Origin of the sequence: Achromobacter sp. DH1f, from assembly GCF_000633435.1 — a bacterium.
In the GTDB taxonomy this organism is placed as follows: Bacteria; Pseudomonadota; Gammaproteobacteria; order Burkholderiales; family Burkholderiaceae_B; genus Achromobacter; species Achromobacter deleyi.
On the sequence record NZ_AYMF01000011.1, the window covers coordinates 164,437 to 190,874 of the forward strand.

31 protein-coding genes are annotated in these 26,438 nt (G+C 68.5%); 10 read left to right on the forward strand and 21 right to left on the reverse strand.

Annotation, left to right across the window (positions count from 1 at the left end):
* Positions 1–51 precede the first annotated feature (51 nt).
* The 6 genes from U858_RS0111740 to U858_RS0111765 all read right to left on the reverse strand — a co-directional run bounded on the left by U858_RS0111740 (position 52) and on the right by U858_RS0111765 (position 5,645).
* Positions 52–996, reverse strand: a complete 945-nt coding sequence (locus tag U858_RS0111740; protein ID WP_025137350.1) for a phosphate acetyltransferase — start codon at positions 994–996, stop codon at positions 52–54.
* Positions 993–3,449 carry a DUF3141 domain-containing protein gene (locus U858_RS0111745; RefSeq protein WP_025137351.1) on the reverse strand — a complete coding sequence of 819 codons (2,457 nt, stop codon included), beginning with the start codon at positions 3,447–3,449 and terminating at the stop codon, positions 993–995. The genes U858_RS0111740 and U858_RS0111745 overlap by 4 nt, the downstream gene beginning before the upstream one ends.
* 186 nt (positions 3,450–3,635) lie before the next feature.
* Entirely contained in the window at positions 3,636–4,034 is a 399-nt protein-coding gene (locus U858_RS0111750; RefSeq protein WP_025137352.1) for a VOC family protein, read from the reverse strand.
* Between the two features lie 19 nt (positions 4,035–4,053).
* Positions 4,054–4,689: a glutathione transferase gene (gene yfcF / locus U858_RS0111755; protein WP_025137353.1), complete on the reverse strand. Its 636-nt coding sequence runs from the start codon at positions 4,687–4,689 to the stop codon at positions 4,054–4,056.
* Positions 4,690–4,770: 81 nt separating this feature from the next.
* Positions 4,771–5,100, reverse strand: coding sequence for a DHCW motif cupin fold protein (locus U858_RS0111760; RefSeq protein WP_025137354.1), 330 nt, complete (start codon positions 5,098–5,100; stop codon positions 4,771–4,773).
* A 59-nt stretch (positions 5,101–5,159) separates the two neighbouring features.
* The gene (locus U858_RS0111765; protein WP_025137355.1) at positions 5,160–5,645 is read right to left on the reverse strand and encodes a GNAT family N-acetyltransferase; all 486 of its coding nucleotides are present in this window, start codon (positions 5,643–5,645) and stop codon (positions 5,160–5,162) included.
* Between the two features lie 213 nt (positions 5,646–5,858).
* Between U858_RS0111765 and U858_RS0111770 the strand changes: the two genes are divergently transcribed.
* The 3 genes from U858_RS0111770 to U858_RS0111780 all read left to right on the forward strand — a co-directional run bounded on the left by U858_RS0111770 (position 5,859) and on the right by U858_RS0111780 (position 7,889).
* Positions 5,859–6,806, forward strand: coding sequence for a DnaJ C-terminal domain-containing protein (locus tag U858_RS0111770; RefSeq protein ID WP_025137356.1), 948 nt, complete (start codon positions 5,859–5,861; stop codon positions 6,804–6,806).
* A 2-nt stretch (positions 6,807–6,808) separates the two neighbouring features.
* Positions 6,809–7,123 (forward strand): chaperone modulator CbpM, encoded by a 315-nt coding sequence (locus U858_RS0111775; protein ID WP_025137357.1) that lies wholly within the window; start codon positions 6,809–6,811, stop codon positions 7,121–7,123.
* A gap of 151 nt (positions 7,124–7,274) precedes the next feature.
* On the forward strand, positions 7,275–7,889 hold the full coding sequence (locus U858_RS0111780; RefSeq protein WP_025137358.1) for a glutathione S-transferase family protein: 615 nt from the start codon (positions 7,275–7,277) through the stop codon (positions 7,887–7,889).
* A gap of 79 nt (positions 7,890–7,968) precedes the next feature.
* Here U858_RS0111780 and U858_RS0111785 read toward each other — a convergent pair whose 3' ends face one another.
* From U858_RS0111785 to U858_RS0111800, 4 genes are all read right to left on the reverse strand, one after another.
* On the reverse strand, positions 7,969–8,616 hold the full coding sequence (locus U858_RS0111785; protein ID WP_025137359.1) for a DsbA family protein: 648 nt from the start codon (positions 8,614–8,616) through the stop codon (positions 7,969–7,971).
* A gap of 99 nt (positions 8,617–8,715) precedes the next feature.
* Positions 8,716–10,191, reverse strand: coding sequence for an inorganic phosphate transporter (locus U858_RS0111790; RefSeq protein ID WP_025137360.1), 1,476 nt, complete (start codon positions 10,189–10,191; stop codon positions 8,716–8,718).
* Between the two features lie 94 nt (positions 10,192–10,285).
* Positions 10,286–10,411: a hypothetical protein gene (locus tag U858_RS36365; RefSeq protein WP_255358783.1), complete on the reverse strand. Its 126-nt coding sequence runs from the start codon at positions 10,409–10,411 to the stop codon at positions 10,286–10,288.
* Between the two features lie 52 nt (positions 10,412–10,463).
* Positions 10,464–11,588, reverse strand: coding sequence for a D-alanyl-lipoteichoic acid biosynthesis protein DltD (locus U858_RS0111800; RefSeq protein ID WP_025137361.1), 1,125 nt, complete (start codon positions 11,586–11,588; stop codon positions 10,464–10,466).
* Between the two features lie 194 nt (positions 11,589–11,782).
* Between U858_RS0111800 and mog the strand changes: the two genes are divergently transcribed.
* The 3 genes from mog to U858_RS0111815 are packed head-to-tail and all read left to right on the forward strand — an operon-like array spanning position 11,783 to position 13,704.
* Positions 11,783–12,433 carry a molybdopterin adenylyltransferase gene (gene mog / locus U858_RS0111805; RefSeq protein WP_051593554.1) on the forward strand — a complete coding sequence of 217 codons (651 nt, stop codon included), beginning with the start codon at positions 11,783–11,785 and terminating at the stop codon, positions 12,431–12,433.
* A gap of 42 nt (positions 12,434–12,475) precedes the next feature.
* On the forward strand, positions 12,476–12,823 hold the full coding sequence (locus U858_RS0111810; RefSeq protein ID WP_025137363.1) for a hypothetical protein: 348 nt from the start codon (positions 12,476–12,478) through the stop codon (positions 12,821–12,823).
* A 17-nt stretch (positions 12,824–12,840) separates the two neighbouring features.
* Positions 12,841–13,704, forward strand: coding sequence for a peptidoglycan DD-metalloendopeptidase family protein (locus U858_RS0111815; RefSeq protein ID WP_025137364.1), 864 nt, complete (start codon positions 12,841–12,843; stop codon positions 13,702–13,704).
* Between the two features lie 33 nt (positions 13,705–13,737).
* On the opposite strand, the gene U858_RS0111820 is transcribed toward U858_RS0111815, so the two are convergent.
* From U858_RS0111820 to U858_RS0111840, 5 genes are all read right to left on the reverse strand, one after another.
* Positions 13,738–14,067, reverse strand: a complete 330-nt coding sequence (locus tag U858_RS0111820) for a hypothetical protein (RefSeq protein ID WP_025137365.1) — start codon at positions 14,065–14,067, stop codon at positions 13,738–13,740.
* Between the two features lie 162 nt (positions 14,068–14,229).
* Positions 14,230–14,493, reverse strand: coding sequence for a translation initiation factor IF-1 (infA, locus tag U858_RS0111825; protein WP_006221179.1), 264 nt, complete (start codon positions 14,491–14,493; stop codon positions 14,230–14,232).
* Between the two features lie 561 nt (positions 14,494–15,054).
* The gene (locus U858_RS0111830) at positions 15,055–15,594 is read right to left on the reverse strand and encodes an SRPBCC family protein (RefSeq protein WP_025137366.1); all 540 of its coding nucleotides are present in this window, start codon (positions 15,592–15,594) and stop codon (positions 15,055–15,057) included.
* A complete protein-coding gene (locus U858_RS0111835; protein WP_025137367.1) occupies positions 15,587–15,952 on the reverse strand; it encodes a helix-turn-helix transcriptional regulator in 366 nt (121 codons plus the stop codon). The genes U858_RS0111830 and U858_RS0111835 overlap by 8 nt, the downstream gene beginning before the upstream one ends.
* Positions 15,953–16,005: 53 nt before the next feature.
* Positions 16,006–16,437 carry a GFA family protein gene (locus U858_RS0111840; protein WP_025137368.1) on the reverse strand — a complete coding sequence of 144 codons (432 nt, stop codon included), beginning with the start codon at positions 16,435–16,437 and terminating at the stop codon, positions 16,006–16,008.
* Positions 16,438–16,632: 195 nt separating this feature from the next.
* Between U858_RS0111840 and phnC the strand changes: the two genes are divergently transcribed.
* The 3 genes from phnC (at position 16,633) to phnE (ending at position 19,355) form a co-directional block, all read left to right on the forward strand.
* Complete coding sequence (gene phnC / locus U858_RS0111845; RefSeq protein WP_025137369.1) at positions 16,633–17,475, forward strand: phosphonate ABC transporter ATP-binding protein; 843 nt, start codon at positions 16,633–16,635, stop codon at positions 17,473–17,475.
* 29 nt (positions 17,476–17,504) lie between these two features.
* Complete coding sequence (phnD, locus tag U858_RS0111850; protein ID WP_025137370.1) at positions 17,505–18,488, forward strand: phosphonate ABC transporter substrate-binding protein; 984 nt, start codon at positions 17,505–17,507, stop codon at positions 18,486–18,488.
* Between the two features lie 72 nt (positions 18,489–18,560).
* A complete protein-coding gene (phnE, locus tag U858_RS0111855; protein ID WP_025137371.1) occupies positions 18,561–19,355 on the forward strand; it encodes a phosphonate ABC transporter, permease protein PhnE in 795 nt (264 codons plus the stop codon).
* Positions 19,356–19,392: 37 nt separating this feature from the next.
* Here phnE and U858_RS0111860 read toward each other — a convergent pair whose 3' ends face one another.
* The 3 genes from U858_RS0111860 to U858_RS0111870 all read right to left on the reverse strand — a co-directional run bounded on the left by U858_RS0111860 (position 19,393) and on the right by U858_RS0111870 (position 22,821).
* Positions 19,393–19,890, reverse strand: coding sequence for a hypothetical protein (locus U858_RS0111860; protein ID WP_025137372.1), 498 nt, complete (start codon positions 19,888–19,890; stop codon positions 19,393–19,395).
* Positions 19,887–20,858 carry a tripartite tricarboxylate transporter substrate binding protein gene (locus tag U858_RS0111865; RefSeq protein ID WP_025137373.1) on the reverse strand — a complete coding sequence of 324 codons (972 nt, stop codon included), beginning with the start codon at positions 20,856–20,858 and terminating at the stop codon, positions 19,887–19,889. Before U858_RS0111865 ends, U858_RS0111860 begins: the two co-directional genes overlap by 4 nt.
* A 127-nt stretch (positions 20,859–20,985) precedes the next feature.
* Positions 20,986–22,821 carry a gamma-glutamyltransferase family protein gene (locus tag U858_RS0111870; RefSeq protein ID WP_025137374.1) on the reverse strand — a complete coding sequence of 612 codons (1,836 nt, stop codon included), beginning with the start codon at positions 22,819–22,821 and terminating at the stop codon, positions 20,986–20,988.
* Between the two features lie 111 nt (positions 22,822–22,932).
* On the opposite strand from U858_RS0111870, the gene U858_RS0111875 reads away from it, so the two are divergent.
* Positions 22,933–23,901: a LysR family transcriptional regulator gene (locus U858_RS0111875; RefSeq protein ID WP_025137375.1), complete on the forward strand. Its 969-nt coding sequence runs from the start codon at positions 22,933–22,935 to the stop codon at positions 23,899–23,901.
* Here the strand turns inward: U858_RS0111875 and phnN are convergent.
* From phnN to U858_RS0111890, 3 genes are read right to left on the reverse strand one after another with little or no spacing between them, the layout of a single operon-like run.
* On the reverse strand, positions 23,866–24,444 hold the full coding sequence (phnN, locus tag U858_RS0111880) for a phosphonate metabolism protein/1,5-bisphosphokinase (PRPP-forming) PhnN (protein ID WP_025137376.1): 579 nt from the start codon (positions 24,442–24,444) through the stop codon (positions 23,866–23,868). The two genes, U858_RS0111875 and phnN, sit on opposite strands and share 36 nt — an antisense overlap.
* Positions 24,441–25,184 carry a DUF1045 domain-containing protein gene (locus U858_RS0111885; RefSeq protein ID WP_025137377.1) on the reverse strand — a complete coding sequence of 248 codons (744 nt, stop codon included), beginning with the start codon at positions 25,182–25,184 and terminating at the stop codon, positions 24,441–24,443. The genes phnN and U858_RS0111885 overlap by 4 nt, the downstream gene beginning before the upstream one ends.
* 2 nt (positions 25,185–25,186) lie before the next feature.
* Positions 25,187–26,383 carry an alpha-D-ribose 1-methylphosphonate 5-triphosphate diphosphatase gene (locus tag U858_RS0111890; RefSeq protein WP_025137378.1) on the reverse strand — a complete coding sequence of 399 codons (1,197 nt, stop codon included), beginning with the start codon at positions 26,381–26,383 and terminating at the stop codon, positions 25,187–25,189.
* Positions 26,384–26,438: the final 55 nt, after the last annotated feature.

A 26,438-nucleotide genomic window follows, 5' to 3' on the forward strand; every position in this document is an offset into this window, starting at 1 on the left:
AATGGCCTTTCGATGCAACGGACAAGGGGGCGGGGCCGAAGCCCCGGCGCGCTAGGCGAGCGGACGGGCCTGCTGTTCGGCCAGGTGGTGCGCGTAGATCGCGGCCACCGCGCAGGACGCCAGGCGTGAGCGCGGGCTGTCCGCGCGGCTGGTCAGAATGATGGGCACGCGCGCGCCCAGCACGATGCCGGCGGCCTCGGCGTTGGCCAGGAAGGTCAGGTTCTTGGCCAGCATGTTGCCGGCCTCCAGGTCGGGCACCACCAGCACCTGGGCCACGCCGGCCACCAGCGAGCGAATGCCCTTGATGCGGGCGGCATCGGGGCTGATGGCGTTGTCCAGCGCCAGCGGGCCGTCCAGCACGCCGCCGGCGATCTGGCCGCGGTCGGCCATCTTGCACAGCGCGGCGGCTTCGATGGTGCTGGGAATGCTGGGGGTGACCTGTTCCACCGCCGACAGGATCGCCACGCGCGGCTCGCCCAGCCCCAAACCATGGTGCAGGTCGATCACGTTGCGGATGATGTCGGCCTTGGTTTCCAGGTCGGGAAAGATGTTGATGGCGGCGTCCGTGATGAACAGCGGCTCGGCATAGGTGGGCACTTCCATGATGAACACATGGCTGATGCGCCGGCCGCTGCGCAGGCCCGTGGTGCGCGCCACCACTTCGTGCATCAGTTCGTCGGTGTGCAGGCTGCCCTTCATGAGCAGCGACGCTTCGCCGCTGCGCACCAGCGCCACGGCGGTTTCGGCCGCGGCGTGGCTGTGCGGCGCATCGACGATGCGGGCATCGCCCAGGTTCAGCTTGAACTGCGCGGCCGTGTCGCGGATCTTGCGTTCCGGGCCCACCAGGATGGGCCGCAACAGGCCCAGGTCGCGCGCTTCCAGCGCGGCCGACAGCGACGGCTCGTCGCAGGGGTGGGCGATGGCGCACAGCGCAGGGTCCAGCGTTTGCGCGCGTGCGATGAGCTTGTCGTAATGCGTGGAGGTGGGCAGACTCATTCGGATTCGACCTGGGCGGGTTGACGGGCGCTCGTGGTCTTCTTCACGGCGGATTTTTTCGGGGCAGCCTTGCGGGCAGCGGCTTTCTTGGGAGCGGCCTTCGCAGCGGGCTTGGCGGTGGCTTCGGCGGCCTGGGCGGCAGGCTTGGCCTTGGATTCAACCGCTTTGACGGCCTTGGCCGGTGCGCGCCGGGTCTTGGCGGGAAGGGCGGCGGCCGGGGCATCCTGCCGGGCGGCCGCAATGCGCTTGCGCGCGGCGGGCGCGGCAAGGCGTTGCGCGGCGCGTTCGGCCGTCAGAAAGATCTGCTCCATTTCCGCCAGGCTCTGGCGCGCGGCCGGGTTCAGCGGTTCGGCGGCTTCCAGCACGTGCTTCATCGTGTCCAGCGCCTCGCGGATCGCGTCGGGCGGCGCGTCTTCCAGCAGGCGCGGCATGGTCTGCAGCACCGCGGCGGAATCCAGCCGCATCATCATGGCCTGGTCGCGCACGATGTCCTTGAATTCCTGCAGCGTCATGGCGTTGCCCGCTTCGGCGCGCATCTTGCGGATCAGCGCGAAGCTGCGCTCGTCCAGCCCGCCCTCGGCGCCGGCCACGTACAGCAGCATGCGGATGGCGGCCACGCGCAGGCCGCCTTCCTGCAGCAGCGAACGCAGCTCGGTGGCGCGTTCTTCCATGAAGCGGCGGTGTTCCGGCGACACGCCGGGGTGGCGGCGCGGCAGGCCGTCCTTGCCGCCCAGGCCGGCCAGGTCCTGCACCAGCGGCGAACCGTAGACGCTCATGAAGGTGCGCTCGTCGGCCGAATCGCGCAGTTCCTGGAAGATGTTCAGGCTGGTCTCGATCAGGTTCGAGAACATCTCCTGGGCGATCAGGAACGGGTTGGTGGGCGAGACCGGCTGGCGATGTTCGCGCACCTGCTCGGCCACCTGCGCGATCGGGGCGATGAGCGGGTTGCGGTCGGACACCAGCTCGTAGGGCAGGCGCAGCGGATGCAGGCGCTGGCTCCATTCGGCCGATTGCGGCGTGACCGTGGCGCGCACCCAGGGCTGCACGAAGCTGCGATACATGCCCAGGTTGATGTCCGAGATGCGGGCAACGGCCTTGAAGCGGCGGTCGTCGTCTTCCTTGCGGTCGACGATGGCGCGCACGTCGTCCATCTTGCGCTGCTCGAACGACAGCACGTAGTTGCCGTAGGCCAGGTCGGCGTTGGGCATGTCCGGCGTCTTGTCAGTGATTTCGGCCTGGTAGATGCCCGGCGGCAGCACGTCGATCATGTCGATGTTCGACGTGAATTCCTGGTGCTCCTTGCGCGCCACGCTGCCGGACACGAAGATGCCCAGGTGGCCGATGCTTTCATGCACGGCATAGACGATGGTCTGGTCGTGCGCCAGCACTTCGGCGTCGTCCTGGTACAGGTCGGGGATCCAGCCCAGCGCCTGCGGCGGCGGCGTGATGTTGTCGCCCTTGGAGCAGAACACCACGATGGGCGAACGGATGTTGCGCAGGTCGATGCGGATGCCGTCCGAGGTCACCAGGCCGGCGGTGGACAGGCGGTTGCCCACGAACAGGTTGTCGACGATGTACTGGATTTCCGGCCCGTTCAGGAAGACGTGGCCGCCCCACCATTTCTCGAAGCTCAGGTAGCGCCCGGCCTCGGTGTCGACCTTGGAATACAGGTTGTACTGCTTGGACCACAGCGTGTTGGCGGGATTGAGGTTTTCGAAGTTCTGCACCAGCCAGGCGCCATCGAAGGTGCCGTTGCCCAGATCGCTGGTCAAGGCGGTGAGCCAGCTGCCGCCGAGCAGGCCGCCCGCGTAGCGCATCGGGTTCATGCCGCGCCAGCCCGCCCAGTACGACAGCGGCGCGCCCGCGATGATGATGGGGCCGAACAGTTCGGGGCGTACCGCAGCCGTCATCATGATCTGCCAGCCTGCCTGGCAGTTGGCCACCACTACCGGCTTGCCTTCGGCGTCCGGATGCAGCGCGATGATCTTTTCCAGGAAATGCGCCTCGGCCATCATCACGTCTTCGACGGTCTGGGTGGCCATGGGCCGCGGCAGGAAGGTGGCGAAATAGCAGGGGTGGCCGGCCCGCACGGCCACGCCGATCTCGCTTTCGGGCTTGAAGCCGCCGATGCCGGGGCCGTGCCCGGCGCGCGGGTCCACCACCAGGAAGGGGCGCTTGATGGGGTCGACCACCACGCCTTCGGGCGGCTTGATGCGCAGCAGGCCGTAATTGACCGGCCGTTCCAGCTCGCGGCCGTCCAGCACCAGTTCGTATTCCATGCTGAGCACGTTGGGGGCCCGCTTGGCCATGTGCTCGTGGTATTGGTTGCCGCGCTGGCGCATCACGTCGGCATAGAGCACGGCGCGCTGCCAGGCGTCCACAGCGTATTCATAGGCGGCCGTCCAGGGATTGAAGGACGGGGCGGGGACGCGATCGTTGCCTGATTCGGCCATGGCGATCTCCTGTAGGGATGCTGCCGACGGCAAGGTTGCCGCCGGGCGGGTTCCCAGTGGAACCAGCTGACTTGACCCCCCCATTACACCCGAATGAATGTTGCGTCGCAACATGGGTGGGCTTGATGCAAGTCAAACGCCGGGGACTATCCGTCCCTCTTGGTCTTGCCGCGGCCTGCAGACGCGTCAGGCCGCGTCGTGGCAGACGGCTTCGATGCGGTTGCCGGACGGGTCGAGCAGGAACGCGGCGTAGTAATGCGGATGGTAGTGCGGCCGCAGGCCGGGCGCCCCGTCGTCGCGGCCGCCATGGGCCAGCCCGGCGGCGTGAAAGGCGTCGACCGCCGCGCGGCTGGCGGCCTTGAAGCACCAGTGGCGGCGCGCGCTGGCCACGGGTTCGGCGGCATCGGCCAGGACGGAAAGGTAGGTGTGCCCGGCGTCGCCGGGACCACAGCGCTCGCCATAGCCCAGGGCGTCGGGGCGGTCGTAGACCTTGGCCGCGCCCAGCGCCTGCATGACGGCATCGTAGAAGGGCCGGGCGGTGTCCAGCCCGGCGACGGTCAGGGAGACGTGATCCAGCAATTGCATGGCGGCTGCGGCGCGCGTGCTAGCCGCGGGCGGCTGCGTTGTGCTCCAGCCATTTGCGCACCGACGGGCGCTGCCACTGCGCTTCCGCGTAGTCACGCAGCGGATCGGGCAGGCCGTCCAGCCACAGGCGCCGCAGCGCCACGGCCAGGTCGAGATCGGCCAGGCACCATTGGTCGAACAGCGTCGCCTGGCCCGCGCCGATCAGGGCGCTGGCCACGTGGATCAGCTTGGCCGCGGCCGCGTGGCCGGCGTCGGACAGGGGCTGGCCGGGCTGGTCGTAGAACACGGTTTCGGTGGGACGTTCCTGGCGCAGGGCGGCCAGGTCGCTGCGCAGCCAGGCCTGCAACTGGCGCGCGCGGGCGCGATCGCGCGGGTCGGCCGGATACAGCGCGGTACAGGCCGGCGCCGGATGCAGGTCTTCCAGGTATTCGGCGATGGCGGTCGATTCGGTCAGGTTGAAGTCGGCATGCGTCAGGGCCGGCACGCGCGCGGTCAGGGCGCGGCTCTGGTACGGCTGCATGCGTTGTTCGCCTGCGTCCAGGTCGATCGGGCGCACCTCGAAGGGCAGTTGTTTTTCAGTCAGCGCCACATAGGCCGACATGGCGTAGGGGCTGAGGAACTGGGAATCGACGAACAGCGTAAACGGGGCGCCCAAGTGCTTCTCCGGTGTGGCGGTGAGGGGGGTACGTAGGGTGAAGCGTAACGCAACTGAAATTCAGCGTGTCGCGCCGGCGCGTCAGTCGACGATGAAGAGCTTGGCGCCGGTGGCCGTGGACGAGCGGTGCGGCTCGGCCTGGTCGGCCACCTGGTAGCTCATGCCGGGCGTCAGCACGAAGCGGCGGCCGTCTTCCAGTTCGGTGTGCAACTCGCCTTCCAGGCAGAACAGGATGTGGCCCTTGCTGCACCAGTGGTCGGCCAGGTAGCCGGCGGTGTATTCGACCATGCGCACGCGCACGTCGCCGAACTGGCGGGTGCGCCAGTAGGCCATGCCGGTGTCGCCGGGGTGTTCGGTGGCGTCGACTTCGGACCAGTCCGTGGTGCCGAAGGGAATGTTGCTCATCTTCATGGAATGTCCCTTTGGGGGCGGGCGCCGCGGCGGCGCCCGGTATTGGAATGCGTGATGGCTCAGGCGGCCAGCTTCTTTTGCCAGAACATGGCGCGGCCGGTGTCTGCGTCCAGCGAATAGCCTTCGAAGCCCAGCTTGCGGTACAGGCCCTGCGCCACGTCGTTGCCTTCCAGCACTTCCAGCGTGATCTTGCAGCAGCCCATCTGGCGGGCGCGGGTTTCCAGCGCGGCCAGCAGTTGCTTGCCCACGCCCATGCCCTGAAAACGCGGCGACACGCCCAGGTCGTGCAGGTTCACCAGCGGACGGCAGGCGAACGTGGAAAAGCCTTCCAGGTAGATCGCCACGCCGGCCGCCTGGCCGTCGACCCGGGCCAGCAGCGCGTGCGCCGTGGGGCGGCGCGCCAGTTCCGGGATCAGGTTCTGCTGCGCGTGTTCGGGCAGGGGCGAATTGCCGCCCATGGGGCCGCTGGCGTACTCGTTGAGCATGGCCAGCACTTGCGCGCCGTGTTCCGGGTTGTTGAAGTCGACGTCGATGATTTCCAGCACGATCGGTTCCTGTTCGTTGGCGGTGGCCTGGCGCAACGGGCGCGGGGCCGCCGGCCCGGCCTGCGCGACCGGGCGTAACCTGCAATTATGCGCGAAGCGGCCTGCTTGTCGAATCGCATTGAAAAATCGGGCGCCAGCCCCTATCTTCTTTATGTTCAGGGCCGAATCCGGCGCGAGCCGCCTTTGGCTGCAACCCTAACCATGGGCTGGAAAATGGAGTTCAAGGACTACTACAGCATTCTTGGTGTGGAGCGCGGCGCCTCCGAAGACGAGATCCGGCGTTCCTACCGCAAGCTCGCCCGCAAATACCACCCCGACGTCAGCAAGGAAAGCGACGCCGAGGCGCGCATGCGCGACGTCAACGAAGCCTACGACGTGCTGCGCGACAAGGAAAAGCGCGAGGCCTACGACAACCTTGCCGCGGGCGTGTCGCCCGGCGGCGGCTTCCAGCCGCCCCCCGGCTGGGACGAAGGCTTCGAATTTCACCGCGGCGCGGCGCCCGGCGACGAAGCCCAGTTCAGCGAATTCTTCTCGTCGCTGTTCGGCGGGCGTGGCCGCCGCGCGGCAGGCCAGGGCGCGCAGCAGGAATTCCGCGCCCGCGGCGACGACCATCACGCCGCCATCGAGGTCGACCTCGAAGACGCGTTGCAAGGCGCCACGCGCGACATCAGCCTGCGGTCCATGCAGGTCGATGACCAGGGCCGTCCGCAAGTGCAGACGCGCACGCTCAGCGTGCGCATTCCGCCGGGCGTGCGCGAAGGCCAGTTCATCCGTCTGGCGGGGCAGGGCATGCCCGGTTACGGCGGGGGTGAAAACGGCGACCTGTACCTGGAGGTGCGCTTCAAGCCGCACGCCCGCTACCGGGCCGAAGGGCGCGACCTCTACATGACGCTGCCGGTCGCCCCCTGGGAAGCTGCGCTGGGCGCCAAGGTCAATGCGCCCACGCCGGGCGGCACCGTCGAAGTGTCGATCCCGGCCGGGTCCGGCAATGGCCGCAAGCTGCGCCTGCGCGGCCGCGGTATTCCGGGCGATCCGCCCGGCGACCTGTACCTGGTGCTTGAGCTTGCCCTGCCGCCCGCCGACACCGAGGCTGCCAAAGAGGCCTACCGCAAGCTGCAGCAGGACCTGCCGTTCAACCCGCGGCGCCACCTGGGGGTCTGATCATGAAGAAACTCGTCATCACCAGCGCCACCGTGGTGGGCAAATCGCAGCCGCTGTCCGCCGACGACCTGGCCCGCGCCTGCGGCGCCGAAGTGGAATGGGTCGCGCAACTGGTCGAAGTCGGCATCGTCGAGGCTGCCGGCCCGCAGCCGGCGCAATGGCGCTTCTACAGCGTGGACCTGCAACGTGCGCTGGATGCGCGCCGGCTGCAACGCGATTTTGGCGCCGGCCTGGATGCCGTCGCGCTGATCCTGGACCTCAGCCAGGAAGTGCGGCGCCTGAAGGCGCAACTGCGCGCGCTGGGCGGCAGCGATTGAGGCGCGGGGGCGCTGCCGGGCCGTGATACGTCGTGGGCCGCTCGTCATGCTTTGACGGATGCGGCAACGCAATGACGCTGTCCGCGGCCGGGCGGCCTGCGGCAAAATGGTCGGACAACGACAGGTGCCTTCCGGCACCAGGAGACCGACCATGCTGACCCTTTATCACGCGCCGCGTTCGCGGTCGTTCCGGATACTCTGGCTGCTGGAAGAACTGGGCGTGCCGTACGACACCGAGATGGTGTCGATCCGCCGCCGCGACGGCTCCGGCCATATCTCACCCGACTACATCGACATCCACCCGCACGGCAAGGTGCCGGCGCTGGTGCATGACGGCGTGCCCGTCTTCGAAACCCCCGCCATCGCGCTGTACCTGACCGATCTGTATCCCCAGGCCGGCCTGGGCCCCGTGATCGGCGACCCGCAGCGCGGGCCCTATCTGACGTGGCTGGCCTATTCCACCGGGGTGTTCGAACCTGCCATGACCGAGCGCGCCTTCAAGACGGCGCACCAGAGCGGGACGATGGGCTGGGGGTCGGCCGACGAGGTCGAACAGGTGGTGGCGCACGTGTTGCAGGCGCGGCCCTATTTCCTGGGCGACCACTTCAGCGCGGTCGATATCGTGCTGGGCGGCACTTTGCAGTTCATGATGCAGGTGAAGCTGATTCCGGAAAATCCCGTGTTCTCGGCCTATGCCGAACGGCTGGCCGCACGTCCGGCGATGCACCGCGCCTTGCAGCGCGATGGTGACATCGGCGATTCCTGATGCCGGGCCGCGGCCACGCAGGCCGCCCGGTCGGTTCGGGCTGAACCGGGTTTGCGTAGCGGGCCTTGGCCGGCGGTGTTTACTTCAGCCGCTCGCGCAGGTCCGCCTGCCATTGCGACGGACGGCCCAGATAGCGGCCCGGTTCCAGCACGGTATAGGCGTCGTTCATTTCCAGTGCCAACGTCGGAAAGCCCGATCCGCCTACCCGCGTCAGCAGGGCCCGGCTGTCGGCGATGTGGCGCGCGGTGGCTTCGCCGTCGGCCTGCGCATAGGCCGCGCGAAAGGCCTCGGCATCCAGGCCGATATCTTCGGCCAGCCGTTGCAGTTCGGCGGGGTCGGCGATGCGCAGGCCTTGCACGTAGTGCGCGCGTTGCAGCCGCTTGAGCAGGTCCAGGCCGCGGCCCGCCAGCGTCTCGGCGGCCAGCACCGCAGTGGTGGGCGGGGCCGAATCGAACACCGCACCGTGGTCGTGCAGCAGGCCGTCGGTATAGTCCACGCCGAATTCCTGGCCGGTCAGGCCGGCGATGCGCTCGTCATGCGGCATGACGTAGCGGCGCAGCGCGTCGGTGACGGGCTGCACGTTGCTGCCGGTCATCATGCCGCCGCCGTGGGGCGCGATCGTCAGGCCCGCGATGCCGCGGGCGGCTTCCACCAGCGGCGCGGCGCCATAGCACCAGCCGCAGAGCGGGTCATAGATGTAATGCAGGGTGGGGGTAGAGGTAGCCATGGCGCCATGGTAGTGGCGCGCCTGCGCCGGACATAGCCCGGCGCGGTAGCCAGAGTGTTGCGCCGGCCGCGCGGATCGCGCGGTCGCGGGCCCTGGCCCTTAGCCGGCGATCTGCACGCCGACCCAGAACAGGCCGGCCGCCAGCAGCATCGAGGCGGGCAGGGTCAGGATCCAGGCCAGCAGGATGTTGCGCACGGTGCCGCCCTGCAGGCCGCTCTTGTTGGCGATCATCGTGCCGGCCACGCCGGACGACAGCACGTGCGTGGTCGAGACCGGCAGGCTGAACACGTTGGCCAGGCCGATGGCGCCCACCGCCGTCAGCTGGGCCGACATGCCCTGGGCGTAGGTCATGCCCTGCTTGCCGATCTTTTCGCCCACCGTCAGCACCACGCGGCGCCAGCCCACCATGGTGCCGGCGCCCAGCGCCAGCGCCACCGCCACGATCACCCAGAAGGGCGCGTATTCGGTGGTGGCGGTCAGGTCGGCGCGCAGGCGTTGCAAGTCGGTGCGTTCACGGGCGGGCAGGCCTTCGATGCGGGCCACCTTCTTGGCCGTGTCGTCCAGGCACAGCAGGTAGCGGCGCACGTCGATGCGCTTGGCCGCCGGCAGGTCGGCATAGTTGCTTACGCCGTGCAGGTCGGCCTGCAGCGCGTCGATGGTGGGCAGGGTCAGCTCGGGATCGCAGCGGAAATTGCGCGGCAGGTCCGACGCCGAACCGGCGCGCTTGAGCGCCAGGAAATCGCCCAGCATGGCTTCGTTGCGCTGGTAGAAGGCGGACAGGTGGGTGGCCGCGTCGCGGGTGCGTTCGATCTGGTAGGTGGTGCTGTTGGTGTCCAGCACGAAGTTGGCCGGCACGATGCCGATCAGCACCAGCATGATCAGGCCGATGCCCTTCTGGCCGTCGTTCGAGCCGTGCACGAAGCTCACGCCCATGGCCGACAGCACCAGCACCAGGCGGTTCCAGAACGGCGGATGCTTTTTATTGTCGATGGCGCGGCGCTGTTCAGGCGTCTTGTGCATCTTGGACAGCGGCAGCCAGCGTTTGAGCGCCAGCAACAGCCCGCCGGCCACCAGGAAGCCCGCCACCGGCGACACCACCAGCGAGGCGCCGATGTCGATCGCCTTGCCCCAGTTGACGCCGTCCGCCAGGGGCAGGTGGGTCATCATGGCATTGGCCAGGCCCACGCCCAGGATCGATCCGATCAGCGTGTGCGAGCTGGACGCCGGGATGCCGAAATACCAGGTGCCCAGGTTCCAGGCGATGGCGGCGGCCAGCATGGCGAACACCATGGCCAGCCCGCGCCCCGTGTCCACGTTGATCAGCAGTTCCACCGGCAGCAGGTGGACGATGGCGTAGGCCACCCCCACGCCGCCCAGCAGCACGCCCAGAAAGTTGAAGATCCCGGAAAGCACCACCGCCAGGTGCGGCGGCATCGCCTTGGTGTAGATGACCGTCGCGACGGCGTTCGCCGTGTCATGAAAGCCATTGATGAATTCGAAGGCCAGGACGAATGTCAGGGCCAGCGCAAGGCTGAGGCCGACCCAGAGGTCTAGGCCATGGAAGAGGGAGAACATGGAGGGCGGGGAGAGGTTCCGGCGAGGCCCAGATTATTACAGATTTGTGACCTGTCCCTGGTTGCTTGGCGCAACTTCGCCCCGGGCGGCAGCCCTAGAACTTCTGATACTGGAATTCGATCTCGATCGGCTTGCCCAGGTTGGCCGACGTGTCGGCCTGGATCATCATGACCGCCAGCAGCCCCAGGTACAGCAGGCACAGCCACAGGGTTTTCTTCATCGCGGTCCCTTCTTGGCGGCCAGTGCCGCGGCCAGGGGAAAAATGGGGGGCGTCATGGCCGGAATACCTCGGCGATGCGCTGGTTCACCCGCAGCCAGCCCAGTTCGCCCAGGTGCTGCACGTCGCGCAGGGTGCCGACCTCGTAGGGGGCGCCATACATGTCCATGCAGGTCATGGCGTAGCGGGCGCACAGGGCGTTGACCTCGTGCTGGATCGGGGTGAAGCGGTCCAGATCCTTGAACACCAGCGGGTGCAGCGGCTGCATCACGAAGAGCGCATTCACGCCGTGGTTGCGCAGCAGCTGCATCAGGGCGGCCAGCTCGCGCAGTTCGTCCTTGCCGGTCAGCGGCTGGGGCTGGAAGGCCGTCTTGCCGCCCGCCGGCACCGTTTGCAGGTACTTGTCGAAGAAATCGTCGCGCACCGCGTAGCGGTTGCGGGCCATCTGTGCCTGCTCGGCATCCTGCGCCTCGCGCGCCAGGGCATCCCAGTCCACCACCCGGGCGGCGGCGCCGGGGCCCGCGGTTTCGTTTTCCGGGGCCGGCGCGGCGTAGGCCGGCGTCCACAGGTCGACCAGCCGCTGGCGGAACACATAGGCCTGTTCAGAGGCCATCGACCAGGCGACGCGGGCGTCGCCCTTGTCTCGCAGCCAGCGCGCTACCTGCTCGCGGCCTTCAGGCTGGCGCAGCAGGCGGGGCAGCAGGGGATTGGCATGCTCGCGGAATTCGTCCGGCCCCAGGCCGCCATCGCCGTCGAACCAGCCGGGCGACACCATCACCACCACCCGCGAAGCGGGCGACAGGTCGTCGGCCAGCGCGGCCAGCACCAGCTGCATGCCCAGCGACTGAAAACCGGAATGGCCGTAGGCCATGACCGGCATCTGCAATTCGTCGGCCAGGAAGCGGTACGGCACGAAGCGCAGGTCGGTGCTGGTCAGTTCGGACGAGCCCAGCACCACCAGCCGGTCGCCGGTGCGCAGCGCCTGGCTCAGGCGCGACAGGTTGCGGGTCTGGTCCGCCAGGGTGTTGCCCAGATTGTGGATATACACGCCGGCCGATGCGGCGGGCGCCGGGCCGGTCCGCAGGGCCAGCGAATGGCAGGCGCCCCAGCCGGCGGCCACGGCGACGGCCAGGGCCAGCGCCGCCGCCAGCGCATGCTGCCCAAGGGTGCGTTTGAACATGAGGAACCAGGAAGGCGCGGCGCGCGTCTCAAGTGAGGGATCGGATTGTGAGCGGATGTTATCCAGGCGCCATGACCGAGACAAGCGCGCAAACCCGAGGGTGCCCGCGGATTCCCCTTTTTGCGACAACCTGCGGCCCACCGGGCCGCGTCCACGCCCGGCTCGGCCGCCAAAGAATGCGATAGCATCCTGTCATGACTACCCCTACCCGAATCGCCCGCCGCCACCCCGACGAACTGATCATCGGCCTGGTGTCGATTTCCGACCGCGCCTCTTCCGGCGCCTACCAGGACCAGGGCCTGCCCGCCCTGCGTGAATGGCTGGGCGGCGCCCTGGCCTCGCCCTGGCAGGCGGTGGACCGCCTGATTCCCGACGAGCCCGCCCGCATTTCCGACACGCTGATCGAGCTGGTCGACACCTGCGGCTGCGACCTGGTGCTGACCACCGGTGGCACCGGCCCCGCCCGGCGCGACGTCACGCCCGAGGCCACCCTGGCCGTCGGCACCAAGGAAATGCCCGGTTTTGGCGAACAGATGCGCCAGATCAGCCTGCGTTTCGTGCCCACCGCCATCCTGTCGCGGCAGGTCGCCGTCATCCGCGAGCGGCCGTCGCACGCCGCCCTGATCGTCAACCTGCCGGGCCAGCCCAAGGCCATCCGCGAAACGCTGGAAGGCCTGAAGGCCGACGACGGGTCGACGCTGGTGCCGGGCATCTTTGCCGCCATTCCTTACTGCATCGACCTGATCGGCGGTCCCTATGCCGAGACCCGCCCCGAGGTCATCGCCGCCTTCCGCCCGAAATCGGCGCGCCGCCCGCAGCCAGCCCCCGGGGACGCTGCGGTATAGTTGGCCGCCCCCTTTTTTACCCCCCAGCCAGAGAGCCGTCCCATGAAGGTCCGTACCGCCTTGTCCCTTACCGCCGTCCTGCTCGCCGTATCGGCCTGCGCCAACGTCAAAGACGTGCGCGACCGCGATCCGGTGTTCTACGGGTCCACCCAACGCTCGGCCGAGGACTACACCAATTGCGTCGCCTCGGCCTGGAAGGGCATCGGCGTGAATTTCGAACGCAAGGCGGTGCGCAACGGCTTTGAACTGATCCAGCAGGACAGCCTGGGCGTCGAGGCCGTGCTGACCACGACCACCTGGAAGGGCAAGACCGAAGCCCGCCTGTCCACCCGCATCACGCGGCGCGACCAGAGCCTGATCGAACCGGCCAACCTGTGCCTGCAACAGTGATGCCGCAACGCCGAGACATGTTGCGGCTGGGCCTGGCCGCGGCCGCCGTGTGCCTGGGCCTGCCGGCCCGGGCCCAGCAAGCCGCCGCCGCGCAAACTGGCTTCATCACCCGCAAGCTCAATGCGCCGGTGCCCGGCGGCGTGGCCGTGCTGGCGCTGGGCGATGGCCCCCGCGCCCCGGAAGTCACCTACCGCGACCGCCGCGTGCTGGTCGTGCGCGAAGACGGCAAGCAATGGATCGCCGTGGTCGGCATCCCGCTGGCGGTCAAGCCGGGCGCGCAGGAAATCTCGGTGCGCGACGGCAACGCCACGCGCCAGGTAGCCTTCACGGTGCGCGCCAAGGAATACGTGGCGCAGCACATCACGCTGAAGAACCCGCGCCAGGTCAACCCGGACCCCGACGACATGAAGCGCATCGAGCGCGAGATGGCCGAGCAAAGCGCCGCCAACCGCGCCTATCGCGCCGGCGTCACGCCCAGCAACGTGTTGCTGGATCGTCCGGTCACCGGCGGCCGCCTGTCCAGCCCGTTCGGGCTGCGGCGTTTTTTCAACGGCGAAGAACGCAATCCGCATTCCGGGCTGGATTTCGCCGTGCCGGCGGGCACGCCGATCAAGGCGCCGGCCGCGGGCGTGGTGTCGCTGGTGGGGGATTACTTCTTCAACGGCAAGACCGTCTTCCTGGACCATGGCCAAGGCTTTGTCAGCATGTTCTGCCACATGTCGGCCATCGACGTGAAGGTGGGCGACGAGGTGCCCCGCGGCGGCCTGGTCGGGAAAGTCGGGGCCACCGGCCGGGCAACCGGCCCGCACTTGCACTGGAATGTCAGCTTGAACGATGCGCGGGTCGACCCCGCGATCTTCATCGGCGCCTTCAAGCCCTGATACACGGCGCGCATGGGCACGCCGGGATGAAAGTCAGGCCGTGACGGCTTGCGCCTGTGGTTCGGGCGCGGCCGGCGCGGCGGCCGGCTGTTGCAGGGCGATGCGGTGCAGCACGAACTGGTGCATGCGCTCGGCATACATCATCTGGTCCAGCATGCCGTGCAGCTGCACTTCCTGCTCATCCAGGCAATTGTCGTACTTGGTCTTGGCTTCGGCGTAGGTCAGGCCGGTGTTGCGCAGGCTGTTGATGAACGCCTCGCGCGATTGATGAAGCAGGCGCAGGCCTTCTTCTCCCTTGGCGAATCGTCTTCGCGTCAAAGAGAGCTGGTCAGCGGCTTCTTTCAATTCCTGTGTCAGATCCATCTTGCTTCGTGCGTGTTCCGCCGGGCCTGGCGGCTGGGCGCCATTTTTTCATGAACCGGGGTCTTCTGCATTACTACGGCAGGGCGCGGGCAAGGTTAAGGGCTGCCCGAGCTGAAGCAAGCGGTGGGGGCCGGCGCACAGGCCGGCCCGGAGCCGGGCGTTTTAGCGGCGGTACTGCTGGGGACGATGCGGCGCGGGTGCGCGCTCGTCCTTGTGGCGGAAGTTGATGCGGCCCTTGGTCAGGTCGTACGGCGACATTTCCAGGGTGACGCGATCGCCCGCCAGGATGCGGATGCGGTGCTTGCGGATGCGGCCCGAGGCGTAGGCGCCGACTTCGATGCCGTTGTCCAGTTTGACGCGGTAGCGGCTATCGGGCAGCACTTCGTCAACGATGCCATCCAATTCGATGAGTTCTTCTTTAGCCATTTTCTACTCCTTGATCGTTACGCGCCGCCATGCCGTCGGCAAGGCGCGCCGCAGGGGCGGCGGGCGCGTTGGACCCTGAAATCCAGGTCCAGCGGTTTGAACGTAAAACGTCCGGGCAAGCGCGGGTAGGGGCCACGGCATCCCGATTGGATGTCTGAAATGACGGATACTCGCGCCGCGAGGGCTGTGTGCGCGCGATGCGCGGCTTGGTCGCGGGTCGGCGCTTGTGGCGCGTTGCCGGAAGAAGCGGGTTGGAGCGTCTGCTGCAGTGCCGGGCGGCGCGGGGTGCTGCAATGCGCTGCGGGACAGTCGTAGGTTTCGCCCAAGAAAACCGGTTGCCGTTCCGACCCGCCACCACAGGGTTGGCACGCAGAGTGAAAAAAGCCCGGTTTTTGCGGAAAAATCACGGACTTATGTTACTGCAAAGCGCAATATTTAGCCAGTTTTTATCCGTCGTCAGGGCGTGATAGTTGCTATTGAACGACTTGGCCGCGCCAGCCGGGCAGGCTGGCGGCGCGGCCGGGCCAAACGGCCCGAGCCAACGGCCCGAGCCAATGGCAGTCAGCGCGCCGGAATGCGCGCCTGGTAGTCGGCTTCCCAGCGTTGCAGCGCCGACCAGAACCCGCCCGGGCTGCGGCCGGCCAGTCGGGCCGACAGCACGCCCAGGTGCGCATGCCAGCCGCCGGCCACGTCGACCATGTCCTCGCGGGTGGCCAGTTTGCGGTGGGTCAGCACCAGCAGGGTGTCATGGCCTTGCGGCGACAGTTCGAACGTGACTTCCGAGGGTTCGCCGCGCGAACCGCCCCAGGTGAAGGCCAGCAGCCGCGGCGGCTCGCAGCGGGTGATGACGCCGTGTGTGGTGACCCCGTTTTCGTAGGGCTTGTAGGGCTCGGGCGTGGGTTCGGCCACGGACGCCAGGTCGGCGTGCACGAAGCGCAGGGTGACGCCGCCGCCCTCGCGCAGGTCCATGTCACCGGTGGCCAGCCATTGGCCGCGCTTGTCGGATTCGGTCAGGAAGGCCCAGACGCGCTCGACGCTGCCGGGCAGGACGCGGGTGAAGGTCAGGGACTCGGGGCCGGTGACGACGCCGTATTCACTCATGTTGCTCTCCTTGGGGACTGGCCGGGGGCGTGTGGGCGGCGAGCGCGGCGGCCAGCGCGTCCAGCTTGCCGGACCAGAATTGTTCATAGAAGCGCAGCCATTGCATGGCCTCGGCCATGGGGGCCGGTTCCAGGCTGCAGACATGGTTGCGGCCCTTGACGGTGCGCCGCAGCAGGCCGGCCCGTTCCAGCGCCTGCACGTGCTTGGAGGCGCCGGCAAAGCTCATGCGCAAAGGCGCGGCCAGTTCACCGATGGTCCGGTCCGCCCCGGCCAGGCTGCGCAGCATCTCGCGCCGCGTGGGGTCGGCCAGCGCGCGAAAGACGGCATCCAGGGTGGGGGAGGGCATAAGTTCAACCATGGGGTTGAATATACCCGGCTTTGCACCAGAAATTCAACCCCTAGGTTGAATATTCAGGTCACCGCGTGCGGCAGCTCGGCGTCGGCGCTCTCGTAGGCCTCGGGGTATTGGGGCAGGGTGTCGGTGATGTCGAACCACGGCGCCTTGCTGGCCACGTGGCAATGCGCGCCGGGCTTGACGCCCGGATCGTCGTCCAGCGCGCCCAGCGGCAGGCCGTAGATGTCCGGGGTCTGGTCGAAGCGGCTGAGCAGCGGCGTGCCGCAGGCCTCGCAGAAGCCGCGGTAGTTGCCCGGCGACGAGCAGTACCAGGTCACGTGGTTTTCCCCCTTGGTCCAGGCGAAGTCCCTGGCCTGGACGGTGGCTCGGCTGCGGAATGCCGCGCCGTGCGATTTGCGGCACATGGCGCAATGGCAATTGAGGGCGTCGGTGAGCGGGCCGCTGATGTCGTAGGCAACGCGGCCGCAGAGGCAGGAACCTTTGATCATGATGAGCGCCTGGCGGAAGGGGGGATTCCTTGAATATACCCGCGGCTTGCGACAGCGGCGCGGCCTTATATGACGGATGTCTTTCAGTCGGTTGCCATGCCCCCATTTTCCGCCAAATGATTCGATCGTCAGGTCATCGCGCTGTCATGCCGCGAAAACAGAATGCGCCCATGAACTACCCAAGGGGATTCGACGATGACAACCGCCATCGAAGTGCAAGGCCTGAGCAAATCCTTCCATCCTGGCGCGCTGGCGCTGGACAACGTCAGCCTGCGCGTGGCCGACGGTGAAATGGTGGCGCTGCTGGGCGCCTCGGGCTCGGGCAAATCCACCCTGCTGCGCCATCTGGCCGGCTTCGTGGCCGGCGATGCCGGGCAGGGCAGCGTGACCGTCAACGGCCAGCTGATCCAGCGCAACGGCCGCCTGTCGCGCAACGTGCGCGCCGCCCGCGCCAGCATCGGTTTCGTGTTCCAGCAATTCAACCTGGTGGGCCGCCTGCCGGTGATCACCAACGTGCTGACCGGCATGCTGCCGCGCGTGCCGATGTGGCGCAGCCTGATCCGCGTGTTCCTGCGCGCCGAAGTCCGCCAAGGGCTCGACGCACTTGCCCAGGTTGGTATAGACGACTATGCATTTCAACGTGCCTCGACGCTGTCCGGCGGCCAGCAGCAGCGCGCGGCCATCGCCCGCACGCTGGTGCAGAACGCCCGCGTGATCCTGGCCGACGAACCGATTGCCTCGCTCGACCCGGAATCGTCGCGCCGCGTGATGGACACGCTGGCGCAGATCAACCGCACCCGCAAGGTGGCCGTGGTGGTGTCGCTGCACCAGGTCGACGTGGCCCTGCGCTACTGCCCGCGGGTGGTGGCGCTGCGCCACGGCAAGGTGGTCTATGACGGCCCGTCGGCCGACCTCACGCCCGCCATGCTGCGCGACCTGTACGGCTCGGAACTGAGCGAGCTGCTTCCCGAATACTCGCCGCCGGTCACGCCGCTGCCCGGCCTGGCGCCGCTTTCCCAACAGGCCTACGCCGCTTGACCCCCCGCTTTCCTACCCGGAGCTTTCCAATGCTACGCAGAACCTTTTGTGCCCTGATCGCCGCTGCCGCCCTGTCCACGCAAGCCCACGCCCAGGACGCCAAGCCGCTGAACTTCGGCATCATCTCGACCGAATCGTCGACCAACCTGAAGTCGGTCTGGCAGCCGGTCATCGACGACCTGAGCCGCGCCATCGGCGTGCCGGTCAAGCCCTTCTTCGCGTCCGACTACGCCGGCATCATCGAAGGCATGCGCTTCAACAAGGTGCAGGTCGCCTGGTACGGCAACAAGGCCGCCATCGAGGCCGTGGACCGCGCCAACGGCGAAGTGTTCGCCTCGGTGATCGACAAGGACGGCAACCCGGGCTACTGGTCGCTGCTGATCGTCAACAAGGACAGCGACCTGAAGACGCTGGACGACGTGCTCAAGCGCCGCGGCCAGCTCAGCTACGGCGCGGGCGATCCCAACTCGACGTCCGGCACCGCCGTGCCCGGCTACTACCTGTGGGCCGCCAACAAGATCGAACCCAAGACCTTCTTCAAGACGGTGCGTTCGAGCAACCACGAAGCCAACCTGTTGTCGGTCATCAACAAGCAGGTGGACGTGGCCGTGAACAACACCGAGGCGCTGGAGCGCTATCGCCTGAACACCGGCAAGGACGCCAACGACAGCGTGCGCATCCTGTGGAAGTCGCCGCTGATCCCGGCCGATCCGCTGGTCATGCGCACCGACCTGCCGGCCGACATGAAGACCAAGATCCGCGACTTCTTCGTGAACTACGGCAAGGGCAAGGACGCCGAGCGTGAACTGGCCAACCTGAAGGCGCTGACCTACCAGGGCTTCCGCGCGTCGGACAACCAGCAACTGGTGCCGATCCGCCAGATCGAACTGGCCCGCGAAAAAGCCAAGGTCGAAGGCGACGCCACCATCAGCCAGGCCGAAAAGCAGAAGCAGCTGGCCGAACTGGACCGCAAGCTGGCCAGCCTGGGCCAACCGGCCACGGCCAAGCAGTAACGATGCCGCGCGCGCCGGCGCCTGATGGCAGGCGCCGGCGCGCGCGCATCGCACTTTCTACCTGGAATCGATATGACCCTGGCCGTGCCCACTTCCCGTAATTCCGCCGCGCCGCGCTCGTCGCTGCCGGTCCTGCTCGTCTGGGCCATCGTGCTGGCGTTGCTGGTGATGTCCTGGCGTGGCGCCGACATGCGGCCGCTGGACCTGCTGCGGGACTCCGGCAACATGGCGCAGTTCGCCGCCGACTTCTTCCCGCCCAATTTCCGCGATTGGCGCATGTACCTGGACGAGATGGTCGTGACGGTGCAGATCGCCGTGTGGGGCACGTTCCTGGCGATCGTGCTGGCGGTGCCGCTGGGCCTGCTGTGCTCGTCGAACATGGTGCCGGCCTGGGTCTACCAGCCGATGCGGCGCCTGATGGATGCCTGCCGCGCCATCAATGAAATGGTGTTCGCCATGCTGTTCATCGTGGCGGTCGGCCTGGGCCCGTTCGCCGGGGTGCTGGCGCTGTGGGTGCATACCACCGGCGTGCTGGCCAAGCTGTTTTCCGAGGCGGTCGAGGCCATCGACCCGCGGCCCGTCGAAGGCGTGCGCGCCACCGGTGCCAATGCGCTGGAGGAAATCGTCTACGGCGTGATCCCGCAGGTGCTGCCGCTGTGGATCTCGTATTCGCTGTACCGCTTCGAGTCGAACGTGCGCTCGGCCTCGGTGGTGGGCATCGTGGGCGCGGGCGGCATCGGCACCGTGCTGTGGGAAATCATCCGCAGCTTCCGCTATGCCGAGACCTGCGCGGTGATGATCATCATCGTCGCGTTCGTGGTGGTGATCGACATGGCGTCCTCGCGTATCCGCCGCGCGCTGATCTAGGCTTGGCCGGGGTTGCAACCCCGGCCCGGCGCGGGCGTCAGTCCGGCGCCAGCGTCAGGAAAGCGGGCAGCGCCAAGAGGCCCGCCAGCCGCGCGGCGGCGATGTCCGCCGCGGACAGTGCGGCGCGCGGCATCAGGAAGTTGACGGTGCCCAGGCAGGCGCCGTCATGCACCACCGGCACGTTGATCACCGACTGCAAGCCCAGCTCGCGGATGGCATCGTGGTCGTTGAAGAATTCGCGGATGGCGGCTTCGCCTTCGCCAACGAACAGCTTGCATTCGAGCAGCACGTGATTGCCCCAGGCGGTGCCGCGCTTGTCCTTGCTGCCGCCAGGCGGGTAGGCCGCCGGGTTCGAGCTGTACAGGCGCACCACGCGCATCTGGGCCGCATCGTGGCGGTTGATGGTGCACAGCGTATGGCCGAGCACGTCATGCGCATGGGCGTCGATGGCGGCGAAAGCCGCTTGCGCCGATGCGTCGGCGTAGGCCTGCGCCAGGCGGTCGAGAGCGCCGGCGGTGTCCAAAAGCGTGCTCATTCGGCGGTGATCCCCAGTTCCTTGATGAGCTTGCCGTACTTGTCGGCATCGCGCGCCAGCACCTTGGAAAACTGTTCCGGCGTGGTGTCCATCAACAGCACGCCCATGTCGGCCATTTTCTTGATGACGTCGGGCCGCTTCAGGATGCGGTTGATTTCCTGGTTCAGGCGGGCGGTCAGCTCCGGCGGCATGCCGGCCGGGCCGAAGGCGCCGTACCACACCGACAGTTCATAGCCGGGCAGCGTTTCGGCCACCGTGGGCACGTCGGGCAGCAGCGGCGAGCGCTGCTCTTCGGTCACGGCCAGCAGCTTGAGCTTGCCGGTCTGCACGTGCGGCAAGGTCTGCGTGCCGGCGCTGAACAGCACCTGCGTGCGTCCGGCCACGGTGTCCATCACGGCGGGCGCGCCGCCGCGGTAGGGGATGTGCATCATCTTCACGCCCGCGGCCTTCTCGAAGAGCGCGGCGCTGAGATGGTTGGTCGACCCCTGGCCGGCCGACGCATAGGCGACGGTACCGGGGTTGGCCTTGGCGTAGGCGATGAATTCCTTCAGGTTGGACGCCGGCACCGACGGGTGCACCACCATGGTGTTGGTCACCAGCGCCAGTTCGGCGATGGGCGTGAAGTCCTTGACCCCGTCGAACGGCATGCTGGAATACAGCGCCTGGTTCATCGTGTGCGTGCTCATCGAACCGACCAGCAGCGTGTAGCCGTCGGGCTTGGCGCGGGCCACGTAGGTGGTGCCGATGTTGCCCGATGCGCCCGAGCGGTTCTCGACGATGACCGGTTGGCCCAGCGATTGCGTCAGCCCTTCGGACAGCACGCGGGCCAGGATGTCGGTGGATCCGCCGGCGGCCCACGGCACGATCAGGGTGATGGGCTTTTCGGGCCAGGCGGCATGCGCCAGGGCCGGGCCGGCCAGGGCGACGCCCAGGGTGCAGGCGCGCAGCAGTCGTTGGATGAGCTTCATGGTGTTTACCCCTTGCAATGTGGCCGGTCTGGGCGCCGGCTGGATGGAAATATGGTCAGTCAGTAAAGGCGGTCGATACGGGCAGTCGATACAGGCAGTCAACAAAGGCAATCAGTACGGGCAGGCACTAGCGGCCGACGGCATAGCCCTGCATGCCGCGCGGATTGGCGCCCGCGCGCAGCAGCAGGCCGCCGCCGGCGGCGGGTTCGCGGGTGCAGGCGCTGATGCGGCCTTCGGACCAGTCCGGCCCCACGCGCACCTCGTGGCCCGCGTCGCGCAAGGCCTGCACGGTGTGCTCCGGCAAACGCGCTTCGACCGTCAATCGGTTCAGCGTCAGTGCGCGCGGCCAGAACGAACCTGGAAAGTGATCGATGTGCCAGGACGGCGCCTCGATGGCTTCCTGCAGATTCATGCCCAGCGCGTGGCGCAGGAAGAACGCCACGGTCCATTGGTCCTGCTGGTCGCCGCCCGGCGTGCCGAACGCCATGTAGGGCTGGCCGTCGCGCAGCACCAGGCCGGGCGACAGCGTGGTGTTGGGACGCTTGCCCGGTTGCAGCTGGCCGGGCACGCCTTCGTCCAGCCAGGTCATCTGCAGCCGCGTGGTCAGAGGAAAGCCCAGCCCGGGCACCACCGGGCTGGACGACAGCCAGCCGCCCGAAGGCGTCGCGGCCACCATGTTGCCGTCGCGGTCGATGACGTCGATCTGGCAGGTGTCGCCCACGAAAATCTCGCGCTCGGCCCATTCGGCCACGGGCGGCAGCGCGGCAAACGTCGGCTCACCCACGCCGAAGCGGGTGTCGGACGCGGCCAGCGTGCGCACGGCCGCGCCCAGGTCGGGCAGGCGCGGCGCGCGGCCGCCGGGGCTGCCGGGGCGCAGTGTGTCGCTGGCGCGCGGGCCGATCGTGGCGGCGCGCGTTCGGGCGTATTCGTCGCTGAGCAGGTCGGCCAGCGGCACGTCGACGAAGTCGGGGTCGCCATACCAGACGGCGCGGTCGGCAAAGGCCAGCTTGGCGGCCTCGGCCACGTGGTGCACGAATTGCGGCGAGCACGGGTCGGTGCCCAGGTCCAGGTGGCGCAGCAGCGCCAGTTGCTGCAAATGCGCCGGGCCTTGCGACCAGATCCCGCACTTGGCCACGGTGTAGCGGCCATACTGGACCGTGGCCGGCTCGTCGTAGCGGGCGCGCCAGTCGGCCAGGTCGGCCTTGCGCAGCAGGCCGCGGTTGCGCTGGCCGGTGGTGTCGCGCACTGCCTCGTGGGTGTAGTAGTGGTCGATCTCGTCGGCCACGAAGCCGCGGTACCAGACGTCCAGCGCGGCATCGATGCGGCCGCGGCGGTCGGTCGACGCGGCATGCGCCTCGTCCAGGATGCGGGTGTAGGTAGCGGCGATGGCCGGCGTGCGCATCAGCGCATCGGGCGCGGGCACGCGGCCGCCAGGCAGCCACACGGCAGCCGAAGAGGTCCATTCGTCGCGGAACAGGGCCTGCACCGCCAGAATGGCCTGCGAGATGCGCGGCACCAGCGGAAAGCCGTTGCGGGCGTAGTCGATGGCCGGGCGCAGCACGTCGGCCAGTTCCCAGGTGCCGTAGTCGCGCAGCAGGGTCAGCCAGGCGCCGAACGCACCGGGCACCGTGGCAGGCAGCAGGCCGATGCCGGGCACCAGGTCCACGCCCAGGCGGCGAAAGTAGCCGGGGGTGGCCAGCGCGGGTGCCGGCCCCTGGCCGCACAGCGCCCGCATGCGGCCTTCGGTTTCGCTCCAGAACAGGATCGGCACTTCGCCACCCGGGCCGTTCAAGTGAGGCTCCACGATCTGCAGCGTGAAGCCGCCCGCCACCGCCGCGTCAAAGGCGTTGCCCCCGCGTTCCAGCACGCTCATGGCCACTTGCGAGGCCAGCCAGTGCGTGGACGAGACGACACCGAAGGTGCCGCGGATTTCAGGTCGGGTGGTGAAGGCGGGGGTGGACATGGGCGATCGGGTCGGCAGGCGGCGGTGAACGGGCCCAGTATAGGATCACGAAATAACTGATAAAGGCTTTGTTGGCATAATTGAATAACCAATTGGTTATAGGGCTGCGCCGTGATCTGGGACCCCTCTCGCCTTGCCAACCGCCTGAAGCAGCGCCACCTGGTGCTGTTGGCCAACATTGCCCGGCACGGCACGCTGACGCGCGTGGCGGCGGCCACGGGCATCAGCCAGCCCGCGGCGACCAAGGCGCTGGCCGAACTGGAAGAGATCTTCGGCGCGCCGCTGTTCCTGCGCACGGGCCGTGGCCTGCAAGCCACGCCCCTGGGCGAGCTGGCGCTGGTGCGCGCCCGCCACCTGCAGAACGATCTGGACGTGTGGGCGCGCGAAGTCGCCGCGCTGCACGATGGCCGCGCCGCCCACCTGCACGTGGGCGTGGTGCCGTATGTGTCGAGCGCGCTGCTGACGGCGGCGATCAGCCGGCTGCACCAGCGCCATGGCGTGACGCTGACGCTGCATCGCGCCACCACCGACCACCTGGTGCCGATGCTGCGGCGGCACGAGCTGGACTGCATCATCAGCCGCGCCACGTCGACCGTGGCGCTGGACGACCTGAGCCACCGCGTGCTGTATCGCCAACGGCCGCGCCTGATCGCGCACAGCCGGCTGGCGCAGCGCCTGGCCCGCCGCAAGCCGGATTGGGCGGGGCTGGCCGAGATGGATTGGGTGCTGCCGGCCGCCAACACGCCGACGCGCCAGCTGATCGTCGAGCATTTCATCCGCGCCGGCCTGCGGTCGCCGACGCCGGTGCTGGAAGCCTATTCCACCGACGTCATCGAAGGCATGCTGAGCGCCAACGATGCGCTGATGTCGGTGGTGCCCGAAGACATCGCGCGCGAGATCTGCCAGCGCGGCAAGCTGGGCATGGTGCCGTGGGATTTCGGTTGGGAACTGCCGCCGATCAACCTGATCCGGCGGCGTCGCGAGCAGGCGCTGGCGGCGGAAGACCGGTTTTCCGAGATACTGCTGGAACTGTGCGCGCCCGCCTCAGGCGGCCAGCCGGTCCCGGGCGATATCCAGTAGTTCGGCCGCCGCGGCTTCCGGCGCGCCGTTGTTGCCCACCCGCAGCAGGCGGCAGCCCTCGGGCACGCCGAAGTCCTGCGCCGCGCGCGCCAGGCGCGACGCAATCTGTTCGGGTGTTTCACGGCCGCGTTCGGCCAGCCGCTGCGCGAGCCGGGTGGGGTCGACGGTGATCTCGACCGCGGTCAGCGCCGGATAGCGCTGGTACGCGTCGGCCAGATGCGCGCGCGAGCCGTTGATGATGACGGCCGCGCCGCAGTCCAGCCAGGTATCGACCTCGATGCCGATGCCGTAGAAAAGGCCATGGCTGGCCCAGCGCAGCGCAAAGCAGCCCAGCGCGGCGCGGCGGGCGAATTCCTCGACGGTCAGGCGCAGCGCGTCTTCGGTGGCGCCGCTGTCGCGCGTGATGTAGCGGTGTGCCACCAGCACGGGTTCGTCGCCCCGCAGGCGGGCGCGCATCAGCCGCAGCAAGGTGTCCTTGCCGCTGCCCGAGGCGCCCATCAGGTAGACCAGGCGGGCGCCGCTGGCGGGGGCGGGCGGGTTCATGTCGCGGCCGGCCCTTGCAGCCAGGCGGCGCCGGCGGCATCGGTGTGGGTGCCGTCGAACCCGTAGTGGCGTGCGGCGATGAAATCCGCGCCCGCTTGCGGCTGCACATAGACGCTGACGCCCGGCACCGGCATGGCCTGGCCGCGCAACGGGTCGGCAAAGGCGGCTATCGCGGCCTGCGCCTGGGTTAGCGCGGCGCCTTCCAGCTTGCCGGTCAGCGTGATGTGGAAGGTGAAGGTGTCGAACACGTACGGGTAGCCCCAGCGCGCCAGCATGGCCTGCTGCTCGGGCGGCAAGGTGTGCGGCTGGCGGCGGGCCAGTTCGTCGGCCGTGGGCGGGGCGCGCAGTTCGTCCAGCCCGCGCACGGCAGCCGCGGCCAGCGCGTGGATGCGGGCATGGCCGTCGGCATCTTGCGGCGCCACGCGCCAGGCCAGGAAGCCGCGCAGCGGTTCGCATTCCAGTTCGATGGCGAAGGCGCTGCCGTCCTGCACCAGGCGGCGCGCCGCGGCATCGACGTCTTCGGGCGCGGTGCCGGTCCGCAGGCGGAACGGCGGCTTGAGCGTGGCGTGCAGGCCATAGTGGCGCGGCGCGCGGGTCCAGTCTGGCGCGGCGTCGCGTTGGCCGGGCAGCGGCGGCAGGGCCGCGCCGGTGTCGGCGCAGCGGCCCAGCCAGCGGCTGCCCAGGTCGCGCCAGGGGCCGGTGGGGGCCAGGTACAGGGCGTAACGGTGAGCCAGCGGCATGATCAGGCGGCCATGCGCTGGCTGTGGTCGTCGCCGAAGGCGCGGGTGGCATAGCGCAATTCACCGCCCACGATCGCGGCGCAGACGCGCGGCAGGCCAGGCACCTGGTCGTCCACCACGATGGCGTCGGCGATCAGGCCGGGGGCCAGCAGGCCGCGGTCCTGCAAGCCGGCGGCGCGCGCCGGGTTCAGCGACACCAGGTTCCAGGCCTGTTCCAGCGGCAGCACGCCGTCGTGGGCCAGGCGCATCACGGCGGCCAGCGGCGCGGGGTAGTAGTAGTCGGACGTGAGGATGTCGCACAGGCCCGCGCGGATCATCTCGGTGGCGCTGGGGGCGTTGGTATGGCTGCCGCCGCGCACCACGTTGGGGGCGCCGAACACCACGGAATTGCCCAGGTCGCGCGCCACGCCGGCCGCTTCGCGGGTCAGCGGGAACTCGGCCACGCCGCAGCCCAGCTGGTGGTAGTAGCGGCGGGTGGCGGCGTCCGGGTCGTCGTGCGAGGCGACCTTCAGGCCGGCCGCCTGCGCGCAGGCGGTCAGTTCGCGCATGGCGTCGGCCACGGAATCGGCCGCGCCCATCGCCTGGCGGATGCGGGCCTGGAAGGTGTCCAGGTCGCACTCGGCGCGGTCGGCGTATTGCAGCAGCTTGCGATCGTCGCCCAGGCGGCGGGCCATGCTGGGCAGGTGGTCGTTCAGCGCCACGAAGCGCACGCGGCCGTCGCGGATCCATTGCTGGGCGGTCTCGACGCCGCCGACGTGGTGGGTCTCGAAGCGCAGGTGCACGTAGTGGCGCGCGCCCATGATGTGGCGCATGCGTTCCAGCGCGTCGAACATGCGTTCGGCGTAGGCCTCGCCGCGCAGGCCGCCTTCCCAGGACAGCGTGACGCCGTGGAATTCGGTGGTGATGCCGTTGGCCAGCAGCTGGCGGTCGACGTCGAACAGGGCGCCGTCGTACGGAAAGGTGACGCTGGGCCGCGGCATGATGGCGCGTTCGAAGGCGTCGCCGTGCAGGTCGACGATGCCCGGCAGCACCAGCAGGTTGCCGGCGTCGAACCAGGACGCGCCGCGCACGGCCGTGCCGCCGCCGTCGTCGATCAGTCCTGCGTGAAAGCGCAGGCTGGCGTGCTCGATGCCGCGAGGGGTCAGGATACGTTGGCCTGTGACACCGGCCAGGGGCGAGGGGGCGTGTGCTTGGTTCATGACTGGGACGTTAGCGGTGTTGCATTACAACCAGATGTCTAGATGAGTGGAATCG